The organism is Streptomyces sp. NPDC096310, from assembly GCF_044763125.1.
Lineage (GTDB): Bacteria > Actinomycetota > Actinomycetes > Streptomycetales > Streptomycetaceae > Streptomyces.
The window spans coordinates 553,156-569,497 of the sequence record NZ_JBIWFO010000004.1 but is presented as its reverse complement, the minus strand read 5'-3'; the positions used below and the strand labels follow the sequence as shown (position 1 = coordinate 569,497).

The 16,342-nt window shown below is 73.9% G+C and carries 14 protein-coding genes; 7 read left to right on the top strand and 7 right to left on the bottom strand.

Annotation, left to right across the window (positions count from 1 at the left end; translation table 11 throughout):
* Window positions 1-8 precede the first annotated feature (8 nt).
* From ACIQ7D_RS13485 to ACIQ7D_RS13465, 5 genes are all read left to right on the top strand, one after another.
* A complete protein-coding gene (locus ACIQ7D_RS13485) occupies window positions 9-878 on the top strand; it encodes a helix-turn-helix domain-containing protein (protein WP_403936901.1) in 870 nt (289 codons plus the stop codon).
* Between the two features lie 308 nt (window positions 879-1,186).
* On the top strand, window positions 1,187-2,341 hold the full coding sequence (locus tag ACIQ7D_RS13480; protein ID WP_403936900.1) for an alpha/beta hydrolase: 1,155 nt from the start codon (window positions 1,187-1,189) through the stop codon (window positions 2,339-2,341).
* A 162-nt stretch (window positions 2,342-2,503) separates the two neighbouring features.
* The gene (locus ACIQ7D_RS13475; protein WP_403936898.1) at window positions 2,504-2,923 is read left to right on the top strand and encodes a hypothetical protein; all 420 of its coding nucleotides are present in this window, start codon (window positions 2,504-2,506) and stop codon (window positions 2,921-2,923) included.
* Window positions 2,923-3,624: a DUF6338 family protein gene (locus ACIQ7D_RS13470; protein WP_403936897.1), complete on the top strand. Its 702-nt coding sequence runs from the start codon at window positions 2,923-2,925 to the stop codon at window positions 3,622-3,624. Before ACIQ7D_RS13475 ends, ACIQ7D_RS13470 begins: the two co-directional genes overlap by 1 nt.
* Before the next feature lie 16 nt (window positions 3,625-3,640).
* The gene (locus ACIQ7D_RS13465; protein ID WP_403936895.1) at window positions 3,641-3,841 is read left to right on the top strand and encodes a hypothetical protein; all 201 of its coding nucleotides are present in this window, start codon (window positions 3,641-3,643) and stop codon (window positions 3,839-3,841) included.
* 21 nt (window positions 3,842-3,862) lie between these two features.
* Here ACIQ7D_RS13465 and ACIQ7D_RS13460 read toward each other — a convergent pair whose 3' ends face one another.
* The 4 genes from ACIQ7D_RS13460 to ACIQ7D_RS13445 all read right to left on the bottom strand — a co-directional run bounded on the left by ACIQ7D_RS13460 (window position 3,863) and on the right by ACIQ7D_RS13445 (window position 8,925).
* Entirely contained in the window at window positions 3,863-6,640 is a 2,778-nt protein-coding gene (locus ACIQ7D_RS13460) for a CHAT domain-containing protein (protein WP_403936893.1), read from the bottom strand.
* 18 nt (window positions 6,641-6,658) lie between these two features.
* The gene (locus ACIQ7D_RS13455) at window positions 6,659-7,414 is read right to left on the bottom strand and encodes a hypothetical protein (protein WP_403936891.1); all 756 of its coding nucleotides are present in this window, start codon (window positions 7,412-7,414) and stop codon (window positions 6,659-6,661) included.
* Entirely contained in the window at window positions 7,411-8,202 is a 792-nt protein-coding gene (locus ACIQ7D_RS13450) for a hypothetical protein (RefSeq protein ID WP_403936889.1), read from the bottom strand. The genes ACIQ7D_RS13455 and ACIQ7D_RS13450 overlap by 4 nt, the downstream gene beginning before the upstream one ends.
* 315 nt (window positions 8,203-8,517) lie before the next feature.
* Window positions 8,518-8,925 (bottom strand): DUF5997 family protein, encoded by a 408-nt coding sequence (locus ACIQ7D_RS13445; protein WP_403936887.1) that lies wholly within the window; start codon window positions 8,923-8,925, stop codon window positions 8,518-8,520.
* Window positions 8,926-8,983: 58 nt separating this feature from the next.
* Between ACIQ7D_RS13445 and ACIQ7D_RS13440 the strand changes: the two genes are divergently transcribed.
* Both ACIQ7D_RS13440 and ACIQ7D_RS13435 read left to right on the top strand, forming a co-directional pair.
* Complete coding sequence (locus tag ACIQ7D_RS13440) at window positions 8,984-9,757, top strand: LysR family substrate-binding domain-containing protein (protein ID WP_403936886.1); 774 nt, start codon at window positions 8,984-8,986, stop codon at window positions 9,755-9,757.
* A 49-nt stretch (window positions 9,758-9,806) separates the two neighbouring features.
* The gene (locus tag ACIQ7D_RS13435; RefSeq protein ID WP_403936884.1) at window positions 9,807-10,169 is read left to right on the top strand and encodes a hypothetical protein; all 363 of its coding nucleotides are present in this window, start codon (window positions 9,807-9,809) and stop codon (window positions 10,167-10,169) included.
* Here ACIQ7D_RS13435 and ACIQ7D_RS13430 read toward each other — a convergent pair.
* The 3 genes from ACIQ7D_RS13430 to ACIQ7D_RS13420 all read right to left on the bottom strand — a co-directional run bounded on the left by ACIQ7D_RS13430 (window position 10,147) and on the right by ACIQ7D_RS13420 (window position 16,255).
* Window positions 10,147-11,943, bottom strand: coding sequence for an ABC transporter permease subunit (locus tag ACIQ7D_RS13430; protein WP_403936882.1), 1,797 nt, complete (start codon window positions 11,941-11,943; stop codon window positions 10,147-10,149). The genes ACIQ7D_RS13435 and ACIQ7D_RS13430 overlap by 23 nt on opposite strands.
* Complete coding sequence (locus ACIQ7D_RS13425; protein WP_403936880.1) at window positions 11,944-13,470, bottom strand: ABC transporter substrate-binding protein; 1,527 nt, start codon at window positions 13,468-13,470, stop codon at window positions 11,944-11,946.
* A 115-nt stretch (window positions 13,471-13,585) separates the two neighbouring features.
* Complete coding sequence (locus ACIQ7D_RS13420) at window positions 13,586-16,255, bottom strand: discoidin domain-containing protein (protein WP_403936878.1); 2,670 nt, start codon at window positions 16,253-16,255, stop codon at window positions 13,586-13,588.
* Window positions 16,256-16,342: the final 87 nt, after the last annotated feature.

Below are 16,342 nucleotides of genomic sequence, written 5' to 3'. Positions count from 1 at the left end.
TGGGAAGCATGACCAGCAACGCCACCCTGAATGAACTGGGAGAATTCCTCAAGAAGCGTCGCGCCGAGCTGAGCCCGCGCACGGTCGGGCTGCCGGAGACGGGCGGGCCCCGCCGGGTGACCGGGCTGCGCCGTGAGGAGGTCGCCCAGCTCGCCTCGATCAGCACCGACTACTACACACGCCTTGAGCAGGGGCGTATGCAGGCGTCCGCTCCTGTGCTGGACACCCTCGCCCGGGTACTGCACCTGGACGACGACGAACGGGGCTATCTTTTCCGGCTCGCGGGCAGGCCCACCGCCCGCGCTCGGCGGCCTGGCAGGCAGAAGGTCCAGCCGCAACTGCAACGCGTGCTGGACGACCTCAGCGCCACCCCGGCCATCGTGCAGGGGCGGCGCGGCGACATCCTGGCGTGGAACGCACTGGCTGCCGCGCTGGTCACCGATTTCGCCCGTATTCCGGAGAAGCACCGCAACTACCCGCGGCTCGTCTTCATCGATCCGGCGATGCGCGGCCTGTACGCCGACTGGAAGGCCTCGGCGCGGATCGCCGTGGCGCAGCTACGGATGGAGGCGGCGGCGTATCCCGAGGACCCGCGGCTGATCGAGCTGGTCGGTGAACTGTCCACGCGGGACGCGCAGTTCGCCCAGTGGTGGGGCGATCACAAGGTCGCCGCCCGCACGGTGGGCACGAAGACCCTCCACCATCCGGTCGTCGGCGAACTCGTCCTGGACTGGGACACCCTCACCGCCAACACCGATCCCGACCAGCACCTGACCGTCTGGACCGCCGCCCCGGGCTCTCCCACCCACGAGCGGCTGCGCACCCTCGCCTCCTGGGCCGCCGACCAGAACATGTCGGCCTCCTCCTCGCTCCGCTGAAGCGGCCCGCGGCCACATCGCCCCTTCATCCATAACGTGAGGTATTTCAAAAGCAGGAGTAAAGCATCCAGGGAGGAATCTCTCCCTCCCGCGAGGCGTGCGACCGATGTCATGCTGACCGCACGAGTCGGCATGGGGAATTCCCGCGGACTCGGTTTCGGCGCGCCGGCGCGCCTCGACGGCAACACCGCAGAAACTCCAGGCCCTCATCAAGCACTGTTCCAGAGGCGCCCGGAAAGGTGCCGTCCGGCCGGTCCATGCCCCTCCCCGGCGAAACCTTCCCTTCGCACCGTCAAGGAGCAGCAACGATGAACAACACATCTGACATCGGTGACCAGGAGAACGCGGCGACACCCGGGCCGCGCAGGCTCCAGCGTCGTAGCCTGATCAAGCTGACCGCGGCCGGTGCCGCCTCGGTCGGCGTCCTGGCGGCAACAGGCTGGACCGGGAGCGGGGAAGCCGCCGCGTCCTCGTCGGCGGTGAACCGGAAGAAGCCGGACCTGCCGCCCGGCGACACGTCCAACGGTGCCGACAACTGGTACACCAGCAACAGGGTGACGGTCCAGAAGGTCTCCTTCAAGAACCAGTACCAGATGACCGTCGTGGGAAATCTGTTCGTCCCCAAGGACCTGAATCGCGGGACGAAGTATCCGGCCATGGTCGTCGGACATCCCATGGGCGCGGTCAAGGAACAGAGCGCGAATCTGTACGCCACGAAAATGGCCGAGCAGGGATTCGTCACCATGTCTCTCGACCTGTCCTTCTGGGGTGAGAGCGCCGGCCGTCCTCGTAACATGGTCTCTCCGGAGGTCTATGCCGAGGACTTCAGCGCCGCGGTGGACTTCCTGCGTACGAAGAAGTTCATCGACAGGGAGCGGATCGGCGCGATCGGCATCTGCGGCAGTGGAAGCTTTGTCGTCAGCGCGGCCAAGATCGACCCGCGTATCAAGGCCGTCGCGACGGTCAGCATGTACGACATGGGCGCCGCGAACCGCAACGGCCTCAACCACTCCGTCACCCTCGAACAGCGACAGGCGACTCTCGAACGGGCGGCGCGGCAGCGCGATGCCGAATTCGTGGGTGGCAGGACCGAGTACACGGGCGGAACTCCTGAGGAGCTGAACGAGAACTCGACGGACGTCGATCGCGAATTCTTCGACTTCTACCGCACCGCCAGGGGAAATCACCCGAGCACCACGACGCACCCGACGCTCACCAGCAACAGCAAGTTCATGAACTTCTACCCGTTCAACGACATCGAGACGATCTCGCCCCGTCCGATGCTCTTCATCACGGGTGACCAGGCCCATTCCAGGGAGTTCAGCCACGAGGCCCACCGGCTCGCCGCCGAGCCCAAGGAGCTGGTGGTCGTGCCCGGCGCCGGCCACGTCGACCTCTACGACCGCGTCAACCTCATCCCCTTCGCCAAGTTGACCAGGTTCTTCCGCGACAACCTGAAGTGACCTGTCGGTCCTTGGAGGAGGGCGCCCCGCGGTACCTGGTGCCGTTCCGGACGGATCCATCCCCGGCTGTCGTAGGCTGCCCGTGCGGACTTCGGGCCGTTCCCGGGCATACGGCACAGAGCCGGAGAGCGCCGGGCGCACATACCGGGAGACGGGGGCGGTGTGGACACGTATCTCATTGCCGGGGATCTGCTGGTGGCCGCCGCCTTCGGTGTCGCGTTGCGGCGCGGCCGTGTGCGCCGTACGGCCCTGTGCGCCGCCGGGCTCGCCGGGGGCGGCCTGGTGCTGCTGGGCGGCGGGGGCGGAGCGCTGGTGTGCGGGGTCTCCGGGGTGGGGGCCGGGGCGTTGTTGCTGGCCGAGTTGACGACCGTGCGGCGCAGTGTGCTCGCCGGGGCCTGGGCAGGTGCGCTGGGGTTGCTGGTCGTGGCCAACGTCCGTTTCGAGCAGGCCGGTTCCTGGGTGGCGTACCGCAAGCCCTGGATCGTTGTCTTCTCGCTCGCCCTGGTCGCGGCGCTGTCCGCCGCGGCCCTCGCGACCGCGCGGCTGGCCCGGGATCCCGATATCGGGCCGGGGGGTGTGTGATGGCGGGCGCCCCGTCCACGGTGGTGCAGTTGGCGCTGCTCGTCCTCGTCGTACTGCCCGGGATCGTCTACCAGTTCCTGCGCGAGTTCTGGCGCGGTCCGACGCCGGGGGAGCGCAACCTCGGGGAGCGGGTCATGCGCGCGCTCGCCGCGTCCGTGGTGCTCGACGCTCTGTACCTGATCGTTTTCGGGCCGCAGCTCATGCGGCTGGTGCAGGGGGTCGACCGCGAGGGGTGGTCCCATCTCAGCGGTCGGCCCCGGCTCGCCGGGCTCGCCGTTCTCGGGCTGTTCGTGGCGGCGCCCGCCGTCGTCGCGGCGGCCGTGACCTACTGGCAGCGCCGTAAGGTGACCGCCGTGCGGTATCGCGCCACTCCGACCGCGTGGGACCGGATGTTCCAGGAACGGGGCTCCTGTTTCGTGCGGCTGCGGCTGCGGCTGCGGGACGGTGTCTGGGTCGGCGGCTGGTACGGCACGCGCTCGTACGCCACCTCGTATCCGCACCCGGCGGAACTGTTCCTGGAATCGGCCTGGTTGATGCGGCCTGACGGCAGCTTCGACCGGCGGATCGAAGGCAGCGGCGGGCTGTATGTGCGGGCCGCCGACACGGACGTCCTGGAGGTCCTGCTGCCGCCGGAGGCTCCCGCGCCGCCCGGCGGCGACAGCGATACGGACAGGGGCGGGAGTGATGGATCCGGCGAATGAGGAAGGCGGTCGGCCCGTGGACGCCGATGAACCCGAACTGACCCCGTACGAACGCGAACTCCAGGAGGCCGACGCCTTCGACGGGCGCGGCCACTCGCCGGTCGACGGCGTTCCCGAGCCGGCCGTGGCGCCCTCGGACCCAGCGAGTGCCGGACCCGCGCGGGGCGGAGCGCCGGCCGGGCCGGAGGACCCGCCGCAGGTGCCGGACGGGGAGTGAGGTGCGCGGCGCGCGCCCGGGTCAGGGCCCCGCGTGTGCCGGCGCCGACCAGATCCCCGGCAGGTTCGGGCACATCTTCTCGCGGGTCAGCCGGGTCACGTCGTGGACGGCCCGGGCGACCTCCGTGCCCTCCGGGGCCGCCGCGAACCCCTCGTACATCGTGTCCGCCAGGTCGTACGCGATCCGGTCGGGCACCCGCCACAGCGTCGAGATCACATGCGGGAACCCCGCGAGCTGGAACGCCGAGGCGAAGTGGATCGCCTCGTCCCGGTGGCGCGGACCGGTCACGGCCGTCTCGCACGCCGAGAGGTACGCGAGGCGCGAGCCGCGCAGATCGAGCGCGGAGATGTCGGCGACGGTCAGCGGGGTGTCCAGATGGTCGGGGAGCACCAGCTTGCCGTGCGAGGGCGTCGTCCGATCCGGGACGGCATGGCACGCGAAGTGCGCCCACACGTGCCGGGGCAGCTCCGCCAGGACCCGGTCACGCGTCGCGTCCCCGCCGGTCAGGGCGGTCAGGGCACCGGGCGCCGAACGGCCGACGAGCCGGGCCTCCCGCACGGACCGCGGCAGCGGGGTGAACCCCGGCGCGGCGGGTACGGCGACGGCGAGCCGGCTGCCACACGGCAGCGCCGGCCCGGACCGTGCGCGGGCCGCCGCCAGCGCCCGCGCGGTCGGAGCGTACGAGGAGACGGCCAGGTCGAGCAGGGCGGGGCCGCCGCCGCGGTGGTGGCCGGCCGCGTGCAGCGGCAGCTCCACGAGAGGCCCGGTCGGCACCCACCAGACCCGTGGCGGGCGACCGCCGGGGGACGGGGGCGCGGTGTGCTCCGGGAAGGCCGCGGAGAGCGCGGGGGCGACGATCCGGTCCCACATCCAGCCCAGGACCTCGAAGGCCGGGCCCTGGAACGTGTGTTTGCCGACCCGCTCCGGGGCGAAACAGAACCGCAGCACCCGCGCCCGCTCCGCCACCTCCTCGGGGGTGACCCGTAGGGGCACCGCCCGGATCCCGTCCGGGGTCACCGCGATCGCGGCCGAGCCGTGCGCCGTCACCGTGAGATAGATCAGCGGGCCGGACGCGCTCATGGCACGCAACTGGGCCTCGGTGGGCGGCTGGGCGAAGTCCTCGAACCCCGGCAGGCAGCGGATCTCCCGCAGCAGCCGCTCCCAGCGGCCCTCCCGCTCCCGGCGCACGGACCGCTGGGTCTCCGGGTCCCGGCCCGTTGCCGGTGAGGTCAATTCCCGGCGCAGGGCGTCGAGTTCGACGGCGAGCCGCGGGTGCGCCGCGCGCAGCGCTCCGGCGTCGGTACGCAGCGCGAGGGTGCGCGAGATCAGCACCCCCCGGCCGTGTTCCAGCAGGACGGCGGCCTTCGCGGGCTCACCGGCCGCCACGGCGCTGGTGGCCGCCGGGCCCGCGACCCCCGCCCAGCGGGCGATCCGGCCCTCCTGATCGGCTCGTGACAACTCCTGCGAGGCGAGCTGCGGCAGCAGCCCGATCACGCTCTCGAACGCCTCCACCGCCTCTCCCGCCTCCACCGCCTCCCCGTCCCGGTGCCCGGCGACGGAGATGTCGCTCCAGACGAGGCCGGCCCGAATCCGGGTCGGCAGGTCGGCGGTGGGATGCAGGGCCGCCGCGCGCGCCCGCGCCAGGGCGTGGGCCAGACTGCCGGGCTCCGCGCGCGCACCGTACAGGTCGTACAGGGCCAGCGCGTGGTTGAGCTGCGCCCGCGCCTGCTCGGGCGCGCCGTCGGCCACTCCGAGCAGTGCCCGGCGCGCCAGGTTCTCGGCCCGCTCCCACCGGGTGCCCGTGGCGCGTACGGCCACGGAGAGATGGTGCAGACAGGACGTGTACAGCGGGTCCTTGGGCGTGATCCGCGCCAGGGTACGGTCGCCGGTCGCGACGGCTTCGGCGAGATCCCCGGCGCTCCCCGTCCGCCGCCCGCGCTCGGTGAGCAGGAAGCACAGCCGGATCTCGTCCGCGGTCCGCGCGTAGCCGCGCCGGGCGGCCGAGTCCAGTGCCCGGCGGAGATGGCCGAGGGCGTCGTCGAGGCCGCCCGGGTCGCCGGTGTGCTCGTACGAACTGAACAGCACATGGCTCAGACGGGACGCGCACAGCGGGAAGAGGAGATGGCGCGGGTGCAGCAGAGCGACCGCCGCCGCGCCGTGGTCGCGCGCCCGCGCCAGGTCCTCGGAGGCTCCCGTGTGGTCGTGGCGCAGCCGCAGCGCCGTGCTCGACTCGGTCAGCAGCAGCGCCCGGTGCGACCGGGCGCCGCGCCGTGTGCGGGCCCGGCGGCCGAGCTCCACGGCCTCGTCGAGATCGGCGCGGTCCCGCAGCCGCTCGTACCGGATGCGCAGGGTCTTCAGCAGCTGGGCCTGGTGGCGGAGTTGACCGGGAGCGCCCTCGGTGGCGCGCACGGCGGCACGGTAGTCGTCGACGGCCTTGTGCAGGGCGGGGAGCGCGTCGTGCCGGAAGTAGAAACGCAGATTGTTCTCGGCGTCGGCGGCGTGCAGAGGGGCGCCTTCGCCGGTCACGGTGTCGCCGGTCGCGGAGCCCGTCCCGTTCCGCGACAGCCGGACCACGCGGGAGACACCGACGAACGCCATGGCGGAGAACCCCGCCGTGTCGTACCACTCGGGCTGCCGGCCGCCCGCCCCGTCGAACCTGGCGCAGACCCACGTCAGCATGGCGACGCCGAACCCGAAGTTGCCGTACCGCTCCAGGAACGGGAAGCGCCAGTTGGCGCCGCCGAAGACCACCATGACCAGGGCGGCCAGCGCCCCGAGCGCCTGTGCCCACTGCGACACCGCCGTCTCGCCCCCGGCTCACCGCACGGTCGGCGCGGTCACGCCGACGCGGGCCGCGAGGGATTCCAGGGCCCGCTTCGCGCGGTCGTACTCCCCGGTGTGCCCGGGCAGCTCCCGCGCCAGTGCCGCGTGCAACCGGACGCTCTCGTAACCGAGTTGTACGGCCTCACCGGACGCGTCCAGCTGTGCGCAACTGGGCAGCACCGCCCGCTGGAAGTCGTGCCGGTCCCGGTACGGTGCGCCGATTCCGGTGCGGACGGTCCCGGTGACGGCCCAGCGGCCCCCCGTGGGGACCGCGACCTGCGGATGGCCCGCGAACAGCTCGGCCACGAGCAGGCGGACGTCGGCCGCGGCGCGGACGCGCTCCGCGACCGTCACGTCGCCGACACCGTCCGGCGCGAGGCGGTCGAGCACGGGCCCGTCCCACACCTCGGGGACCCGGTGCGGGTCGCCGTGCGCCGGGTCGGCCAGATGGGCGGCGGCGAGGGTGATCCGGGCGTGGACGACGACCTGGCGCGTGGCGCGCGCCGCCCTGACCTTCGGCAGGGCCTCCCGGCCGAGGAAGGACAGCGCGTGGCAGGCGGCGCTCACCTCGTCGCCGAACGCGGGGTCGCGCGCGGTCCGCAACAGGCTGACGTACCACTGGAGATGCTGGACGGCCCGGTGGTAGGTGAGGCCGGTACGCAGCGGGTCGGCGCTCTCCGCGACGGTCCTGGCCCGTTCCCAGGCGGCGAGCGCGGTGTGCAGATGGGGCCGTATCCGCCGCGGACTCACTCCGGCCCCCATCCGCGCCGCGACCGGTCCGCATTCCCCCGGTCCCGGGAGGTTCCGGGCCGCTCGCCGCCGGGTGTCCGGCGGTACGGGCCGCCGGACACGCTGCCGCGGTCGGGGCGCGGCCCCGGGTGGAACTGTGGTGCCGCGCGCCGTAGTTCGCGGTGTACGGCATCGGCCTGCGACCGGAGCGCCGCTCCCTCCCGGCGCTCGTCCAGGTCCTCGCAGCCGGGCACGGTCGCCCGCATGAAACGGTTGCGCTCCTTCCAGTAGCCGATCGGTCCGGGGCCGAGACGGGCACCGCTGCCGATCGGCCAGAGCTCTTGGGGGCCGGGCCGGGTGTCCCCGCCGAGCAGGGCGGCCAGCAGGTCCCGCGCGTCCGCCGCGCCCGCGATCCGCGCCTCGGGGGTCAGTGGCGCGGCGCCCGGGCCCGGGGAGATCAGCCGGAGGCGCCGGTCGGGGTCCTCCCGTACGGCCCGCTCGATCAGCTCGATCCGGCCGCGCGTCGGATCGGCCAGATGGGACGCGGCCAGCGCCATCCGCGCGTACCGCAGCGCGGCGGACCGGTTCGACGGGCCCAGCAGCCGGGCCGTTTCGCGGCCGAGGGCGCCGAAGGCGTGGTAGGCGGGGGCCAGTTGGAGATCGGGGGCGAGTTTCACGTAGGTCAGGAAGCTGCCGAGCCCACGGGTGTACGAGTGGGCCGCGCCCACCAACTGCCCCTTGTCCTCGAAGCCGCGCCCCTCTTCCCAGCTCCCTAACGCTCTGCGCAGACTTTTCTGGACCGGTGGCATGGCCACGACCTCCCCCGTGAGCTGTGACGACGTCCCAGACGGCCCGGCACGCGGTCGCATGCCGGCCCGACGCGTGACGCCGGGTGCACGACCTCGCGCGGCGAACGGGCCATGACACCGGCCGGGTTGCCGCTGAGGCAAATCCTCAGCCTACGACTGTCCGCGAGGCCGCGGCAACAGCCGGTGACAACCGGTGGCTGTCGAACGTCCTTGTGATCACGGGGGTCAACGGTGATCACGAGGCCGTCGGGATCGAAGATCAGGGCCGGGAGGACCGCACGGTCGTACGGGTGTACGGGTGAAGGGCCGTACGGATCAGGAGCGGTCGCCGGGGGACTGTGCGGCGCGCTCCGCGTTCTTCTCCTTGATGCGGGCCGCCTCCTTGCGGACCTCGGCCTGCGTGGCGCGTTCCCGGACCAGCCATTCGGGGCCCTCCGCCTTCAGCGCGTCGATCTGTTCCGTGGTGAGGGGGTCCGTCACGCCGCCGCGGGCGAGGCCCGCGATGGAGACGCCCAGCCTGGCCGCGACGACCGGGCGGGGGTGGGGGCCGGTGCGGCGGAGGGTCGTCAGCCACTCGGGCGGGTCGGTCTGCAGTGCGTTCAGCTCGTTGCGGGAGACGACGCCCTCCTGGAACTCCGCGGGGGTGGCCTCCAGGTACACGCCCAGCTTCTTCGCCGCGGTCGCGGGCTTCATCGTCTGGACAGTGGTCTTGTGCGATGTCATGAAGTCAAGCGTATCGAGCGTGTGAGCGGCTTCCGACCACGGCCGGTAACCTGGCCGGGTGACAGGCTCGGACACATCTCCCTCATTCAGGCTCGCCTACGTACCGGGGGTGACGCCCACCAAGTGGGTGCGGATCTGGCACGAGCGGCTGCCCGAGGTCCCGCTGGCCGTCGACGGGGTGTCCGCCGCCGAGGCGCCCGGCGTGCTGCGGGGCCGGGGCGCCGACGCCGGGCTCGTGCGGTTGCCGATGGACCGGACGGGGCTCAGCGCGATCCCCCTCTACACCGAGACGACCGTCGTGATCGTGCCCAAGGATCATGTCGTGGCCGCCGTCGACGAGGTCTGCGCCGCGGATCTGGCCGACGAGGTGGTGCTGCACCCGCTCGACGACACCCTGGAGTGGGAGCGCCCGCCGGGGCTGCCGGCGGTCGAGCGGCCCGCGACGACGGCGGACGCCGTCGAACTGGTCGCGGCGGGGGTGGGGCTGCTCGTGGTGCCGCAGTCGCTGGCCCGGCTGCACCACCGCAGGGACCTCACGTACCGGCCGGTGACGGACGCCCCCGAGTCGCGGGTGGCGCTGTCGTGGCTGGAGGACGAGACGACCGACCTGGTCGAACAGTTCATCGGGATCGTCCGGGGGCGGACCGTCAACAGCACCCGGGGGCGTCCCGCACCCGCGTCCACCCCTGCCCCCGCCTCCGCCTCCGCCGCGAAGCCGAAGTCGAAGCCCGCCCCGAAGCCGGCGTCCCGGAGTGCGGGCGGGGCCGGCGCGGGGCGCAGGTCCGGGGCCGGCAAGCCGGCCAAGCGCGGGAAGCCGCGCCGCCGGTCCTGAGCGGCGGTCGCGGGAACCGGAGCCGCCCGGCCGCGCGTCCCTCGCCATGATGACGCTGCGTGAGAGGTACGGAGACGGGAAGCCGGCCGCCCTGGGGTGGGCCGGCTGCCTGGCCGTGGTGGGCGGGTTCCTGGTGGGGGCCGCGGTGTGGACGGCCGGGGCCGGGCCCGGGGTACGGGGCGGGCTGGAGGGCGAGCGGGATCTCAGCCTCGTCTACGTCGAACTGCCCCTCCTGCTCTTCGGGATGCCCGCGCTCGCCCTCGCCGTGTGGGCGCTGGTCTCCGGCGTCCTGCGGGCCAGGGAGGGGGCGGCCGCGCTCGTCATGGTGGCGGTGCTCGCCCTCGCCGCGTGGGCCGGGATGGAGTGGCTCGATGTACGGACCGCCCCGTTCACCCGCGGCGGCCCGTGGTGAACCGTCGGGGCCGACCCGGGCGCGGCCCCTCCCCGCCCACCGTGACCGCCAGGACGGCGAGCAGGGCCAGCGCCGCGGCCGGGCCCAGGACGGTCCAGGGGGCCAGTTCCGCGTACGGCTGGTTCTCCGACAGGAGCCGTCCCCACTCCGGGGCCGGCGGCTGCTCGCCCAGGCCCAGGAAGCCGAGCGAGGCCAGGACCAGCACCGCCGTCGGCAGCCGCAGCAGGGCGTTGCGCAGCAGCGGCGGGACCAGCGCGGGGAGCAGATGGCGGCGCAGCACCTGGCCGGGCCCCGCGCCGAGCGCCGTCGCGGCGGCGACATGGCCGCTCGCGCGCTCCTGTTCCAGCAGCGCCGCGGTCTGGGCGGCGTACGGGCTCCAGCCGACCACGCAGACCGCCAGCGCGGCCCCGTACACCGAAGGCCCGGTGACCGCCGTGACCAGCAGCCCGGCCAGAACGGCGGGCAGCGTCGCCACCACGTCGGTCAGTCCGGCGCTCACCCGCGGCGCCAGCCCGAGCAGCACCCCGGTGAGCGCGCTCACCGCCGTCACCGCCAGCGCGACGAGGGCCGTGCGGAGCGCGCCGTGGCCGATCCGCGCCAGCAGGTCACGGCCGAGCGCGTCGGTGCCCAGGGGGTGCGCGGCGGACGGCGGCAGCAGCCGCGCGGCCGTGTCGACGTGCAGCGGATCGCGTAGCGCCCCCGCCGTGACGAGGGCCACCAGGACGAGGGCGCAGCCCCAGGCGGCGTACCGTACGGAACGCCGCCTGGGCAGCGGCGGCCGGTGCAGGGCGGGCAGCGCGCCGGCGCGCAGCGCGGGGCCGAGCAGAGCGCGCCGCAGACCGCCCAGGGCGAGGCCCGCGCCGGTGCCGAGCACGATCAGCGTCAGGGTGCCGGTCTGGAGCAGCGGCAGGTCCTGGGCGACGGCGGCGTCCAGGACGAGCCGGCCCAGCCCCGGGATGTTGAAGATCTTCTCCACCGCGACGGCGCCGCCGACCAGCGCGACGAGCGTGGGCAGCAGTTGCGGGAGCACTCCGGGCAGCGTCCGGCGCAGCGCGTGCCGGGCGGTGTGACCGGGCGGGAAGCCGGCGGCGTGCCAGGTGCGCGCCCAGGGTTCGTTGAACGCGGCGGGCAGTGACTGTTCCAGCAGCCCGCCGATCATCGCGCCGGACGGCACCCCGAGGGCCAGCGCGGGCAGCACCATCGAGCCCGGGCCGTCCCAGCCGCTCGACGGGAACCAGCCGAGCCCCACCCCGAACACCGTGGCCAGCGTCGACGCCAGCAGGAACTTCGGCAGCGCGGCCAGCAGCGCCGCCACTCCGCCCGCCCCGCCGTACCGCAGCTTCCGCCGGGAGCCGAGCAGGAGCGTACGGGCGCAGATCGCCCCGGCGACCAGGGCCGTGACCAGCAGTGCGCCCAGCACCAGGGTCCCCGAGATCCCGAAGGCCGCGGTCACCTCGGGCAGCACCGGTTCGCCCGACACCCATGACGTGCCCGCGTCGCCGCGCGCCAGGCCGCCGAGCCAGCGGCCGAGGAGGGCGAGCGGCCCGTCGTCCAGGCCGAGTTGCTCCCGTACGGCGGCGAGCGCCTGCGGTGTCGGGTCCTGCTCGGCCGACCGGGTGCGCAGCACGGTCAGCGCCGGGTCGGTGCGTGACAGCCAGGGCAGCAGCGCGACGGTGACCAGCAGGGCGGCGCCGGCGGCCAGCCGGCCGGCCCCGGCCCGCCACGCGAGGCGGCGGTACGGGGCGGGGCCGGTGGTGCCGGTGGTGACGGCCATTCAGCGCAGGCGGGTGTCGGTGTCGATCAGGGAGCGCTCGCGCGGGTCGAGGAGGACGCCCTCGACACCGGTGGCGATGCCCTGCACGACCTTCTCGTGGACCAGCGGTACGACGGCGTCGGTGCGCAGGACCGCCGCCTCGGCCGCCATGATCTTCTGCCGCCTGCGCTCGGTGTCGCCTTCCTCGGCGGCCGCCGCGATGGCCCGGTCCACGGCCGGGTCCTTGAGCCCGGCGATGTTGTAGACGCCCTTGCCGGTGAAGTCGCTGGCGAGGTACGAGACGGCGTCCCCGGTGTCCAGCAGCGTGACGCGGGAGAAGACCAGCGCGTCGTACTTCCCGGCGAGCAGGTCCGCCTCCATCTGCGTGTACTCGCGGACGTCCTGCTTCACCGTGAACCCGGCCTTCTCCAGCTGCTGCTGGAGCACGGTCGCGGCCTCGGGCAGTTCGCCGCGGTTGGTGTACGTGGCCAGGCGCAGCGTCTTCCCCTTCGTCGCGGACCTCACCTGCGCCGCGGTCGCGGCCCCGGCGCGGCCCGTCACGGCGACGCGGTCGCCCGCCGCCCAGGGGATGCCGGGGCCGAAGAGCCCCTTCGGCGCGTCGGCGTACCCGCCGAAGACGGAGTCGACCAGCGCCGAGCCGTCCACGGCCTCGCGGGCGGCGGCGCGCAGCGGGGCGGCGGTGAAGATGCCGCGCGCGGTGTTGAGGACGAGGCTGTCGGTGCGTACGGACGGCACCTCGTGCCGGGTCTTCCCGTCGAGGAGTTTCGCCTGCGAGGTGGGTATCCACTCGGCGATGTCCACGTCGCCCGCGCGCAGCGCGTTGGCGCGGGCGGTGCCGTCCGCGATCCAGGAGACGTCGATGCCGGGGGCCTTCGCCCTGCCGCCCCAGTAGTGGTCGAAGCGCCGGAGGGTGGCCTTGGAGGTGCCGGTGAGTTTGGTGATCTCGAAGGGTCCTGTGCCGTTGCCCGCCGGATGGACGGCGCCGTCCTTCGCGTAGGCGCCGGCGGCGAGGATGCCGAGCGCCGGGCTGGCGAGGCGCAGCGGCAGCACCGGGTCGGCCGCGCTGGTGGTGATCCGTACCGTGCCGGTGCCCTCGGCCTTCGCGGTCAGCGTGATGTCGCTGAGCACGCGCGGTGTGGTCTTCGCGGCGCCCGCGTGGTCGAGCGCGTTCACGACGGCGGCGGCGGTGACGTCGGTGCCGTCCTGGAAGGACGCCTTGCGCAGCTCGAAGGTCCAGGTGGTGGCGTCGGTCCGCTTCCAGGACGTGGCGAGCGCCGCCTTCGCGGTGCCGTCGGCGCCGAGGGCGGTCAGGCCCTCGGCGACGGAGAGCTTGCTGAGCACGGTGGCGTCGTTGCTGTACGGGGAGAGCGCCTGGACCGGCGGTACGGCGAGGGCGACCCGCAGCCGCTTCGTGCCGTCAGGACCGGACCCCTGGCCGGAGGCGGAGTCAGGGCTCGCGGCGAAGCAGCCGGCCAGCAGGGGCGGTAGGGCGAGCGCTGCGAGCACGCCGCGGGTGGTGGTGCGCATGGGACAGGTCCTTCTGTACGGGCCGGGTGATGCCCGCAGGGACATCTGTCACTCCGGGAGCGAAGGCAGCATATAAGGCAAGCCTTACCAATCCAGCCCCCGGGTGTGTGAATTCTCAACCGGAAGTGCCCGCCGCCGGTGCCGCGCCGCCGGTACGGGCGGCCCTGACGGTCAGTTCGCGGATGCCCGCGTCCGAGCCGGCCGCCTCGGCGTGGAGCGTGACCCGGATGTGGCGGGCCGGGGCGCCCGGCCGCAGCGGCCCCCAGTGGGCCGCGTCCGTGGATGTCTCGATCTCGAACCCCTTGGGGGGCGTGTCCGTCCACCGCGGGGTGACGGAGACGACCTGCTCCGGGCGCCCCAGATCGACCGTGAGGGCCGCGGTGGTGTCCTTGGGGACCCACGCGGTGGCCGGACTGCCGTCCACCGCCGCCGCCGCGTACAGACCCGGCTGCTCCGAGGTGGCGCTCACCGGTCGGCAGCGGGCCGCGTTCTCCGTCGCGGCCAGGTCGGGGCGGCGCGTGGGCAGCGTGAGCGTGGAGTCGAGCCGGCGGTCGCCCGCCGGGGTGTGCACGGTGAACGGCGCGCCGGACCTCAGCCGTACCGTCGTCTCGTACGCGCCGAGGGCCACGTCGTACGTACGCCCCCGCCAGCGCAGCCCCCGTACGGTCACACCCCGCGCGAGCTGCGGCGGCAGCATCGGGTCGAGCCGTACGCCGTCCGTACGCGGTCGGAGCCCCGTCAGACCGTGGGTGAAGACCTGGAGGAAGCCGCCCTTGCCGGTGAGGAAGTCCTGTGCGGGCGAGCCGGAGAGGGGATCGTCCGCGCCCGCCTTGTCGCCGCGTGCCTCGGAGAAGAGCGCGAACGGGCCCCGGACGAAGGGCCGGATCGCCCGCTGGAGATACGTGTACGTCGCGCACCCCGGCTCCCCGACGGCCGCCGCGTCGATCGCGTGGACCGAGTCCGTCATGGCGGGCCCGTCCGGATCGGTGCGCTCCGCGTAGTGGTCGAGCGTGGCCGCCGCCGCGCCCGGGGGCATCGGCCACTCCAGGGGATAGGTCAGCAGGACGGTGTCGGCCTGTTTGATGCGCGAGCCGTCGTACCCCGCGTACTGGAGGTAGATCTCGCGCTCCGCGTCGTAGGGGATACGGATCCGGTCCGCGATACGGGTCCACGCGGCGGGTGGCTCCTCACCGACGAGCGCGGCGGCCTCGGTGGCGCGGCGCAGCGCGGTGGCGGCGCCCGCGTTGGTGAAGACGCCGTCCGTGACGCCGTTGCTGTACTCGTCGGGGCCCGCCACCTCCTTGACGGAGTAGGTGCCGTCGTCGTTGGCGGTGACCCGGGAGGCCCAGAACTCCGCGATGCCCTTCAGCAGCGGCCAGCCGCGCTCCCGCAGCCAGTCGCGGTCCCCGGTCGCCTCGTAGTACTGCCAGACGGCGAGGGCGATGTCGCTCTGGAGATGGTTCTGTGTGACGCAGTGCGGCGGGTTCCAGGACTGGCATTCCGTCCACAGATAGCCGGAACCGCCGCTGGTCCACGGGTAGAAGAGCCCTTTGAAGCCGAGCTTCGCGGCGTTCTCGGCGGCGGCCTCCCGGGTGCGGTGGCGGTACTCGACGACGGAGCGCGCCAGTTCCGGGCTGGTGGCCAGCAGGGCCGGGAACATGAAGATCTCGGCGTCCCAGAAGATCAGGCCCGCGTAGTTGTCGCTGCTCAGCCCGGTCGGCGCGATGCTGTCGGCGCTGCCTTCCCGGGCGCCGGTCAGCAGCCCGTACCGGGCCGCGCGCAGCCACGCCCCCAGGTCCGGCCGTCCGAGGACATCGATGTCGGCGGACCACAGGGGCGCCCAGGCGGCGGCGTTGGCGGCGAACAGCACGGGCCAGCCGCGGGCGGCCGCGCGCCGGGCCGTGGCGACGGCGGCGGCGCGCGGATCGCGTGCGGTCAGCGCGGTGTTGACGCCGACGTACTTCACGAAGGTGTACGTACGGTCCGCCCGCACGGCGAAGGGCCCCCGGAGCGCGGGCCGCGCCACCGCGGCGATCGCGCCGGCCGTCCCCGTGCCCCTGGCACGGAAGGTGTCGGCCTCCGCGTCGCCTCCGGTACGGGTCAGCCGGCGCGCCCCGCGCCAGTCGAGCGCGCCGGTGACGGTGGCCCCGCCGGTCCAGTGCGGGGTCAGCCGCAGCCGTACGGCGCCGGTGTGCGCGTCGGAGCGGTCGGTGAGCACTTCGTACGTCAGATCGGTGGCGCGGCCGTCGGCGGTGGTCCAGCGCAGGCTGGTGACGACGACCCCGCAGCGCAGCAGCAGGCGCTGGCGGTAGTGGGAGATCCGGCTCCCGGGGCCGAAGGTCTCGTCGCCCACGCGGACGTCGAGCGCCGTCCAGGTGGGCAGGGCGGCGATCACCTGGCGGTCGGCGGTGATGTCCGGTTCGTGGGCGTAGAGCCCGGCGGCGAACGCGCCGTCGTAGCGGGGCGTGTACAGCGGCCACCCCGTCGCGCCGCCCGGTTCGTCGTACCCGGCGCCGGTGGGCGGGACGCGGACGCCCAGATAACCGTTGCCGGTGTAGGCGTGGTAGCTGCCGGCGGGATCGAACCGGGTGGCGGTGGGGGACCAGCCGGGCCCGGTCTCCTGCCCGCAGGGCGGCTCTGACGGCGTGTCGGGCCCGGGGACGGTGCGGGCGCCAGGGGCGGGGTCCGCGTACGAGGGCGGCAGGACGGCCAGCAGCAGCGTGACGGCGACGACGAGCGGTGCGGCGAGCCGGGTGCGCGGGGAGGGGGAAGGGGAGGGGGTCACGGGTACGACGGTAGGAAGGGCGTGCCCAGCGGCCCGGCACGGCGCGCGCGGCGCGGGGACCGGCGGTGGGGCGGTTCCTCCGGGAAG

Coding starts and splice junctions, on each gene's coding strand:
- ACIQ7D_RS13485 (WP_403936901.1), top strand. CDS start 9: ATGACCAGCAACGCCACCCTGAATGAACTGGGAGAATTCCTCAAGAAG.
- ACIQ7D_RS13480 (WP_403936900.1), top strand. CDS start 1,187: ATGAACAACACATCTGACATCGGTGACCAGGAGAACGCGGCGACACCC.
- ACIQ7D_RS13435 (WP_403936884.1), top strand. CDS start 9,807: ATGACGCTGCGTGAGAGGTACGGAGACGGGAAGCCGGCCGCCCTGGGG.
- ACIQ7D_RS13450 (WP_403936889.1), bottom strand. CDS start 8,202: ATGCCACCGGTCCAGAAAAGTCTGCGCAGAGCGTTAGGGAGCTGGGAA.
- ACIQ7D_RS13445 (WP_403936887.1), bottom strand. CDS start 8,925: ATGACATCGCACAAGACCACTGTCCAGACGATGAAGCCCGCGACCGCG.
- ACIQ7D_RS13430 (WP_403936882.1), bottom strand. CDS start 11,943: ATGGCCGTCACCACCGGCACCACCGGCCCCGCCCCGTACCGCCGCCTC.
- ACIQ7D_RS13425 (WP_403936880.1), bottom strand. CDS start 13,470: ATGCGCACCACCACCCGCGGCGTGCTCGCAGCGCTCGCCCTACCGCCC.
- ACIQ7D_RS13470 (WP_403936897.1), top strand. CDS start 2,923: ATGGCGGGCGCCCCGTCCACGGTGGTGCAGTTGGCGCTGCTCGTCCTC.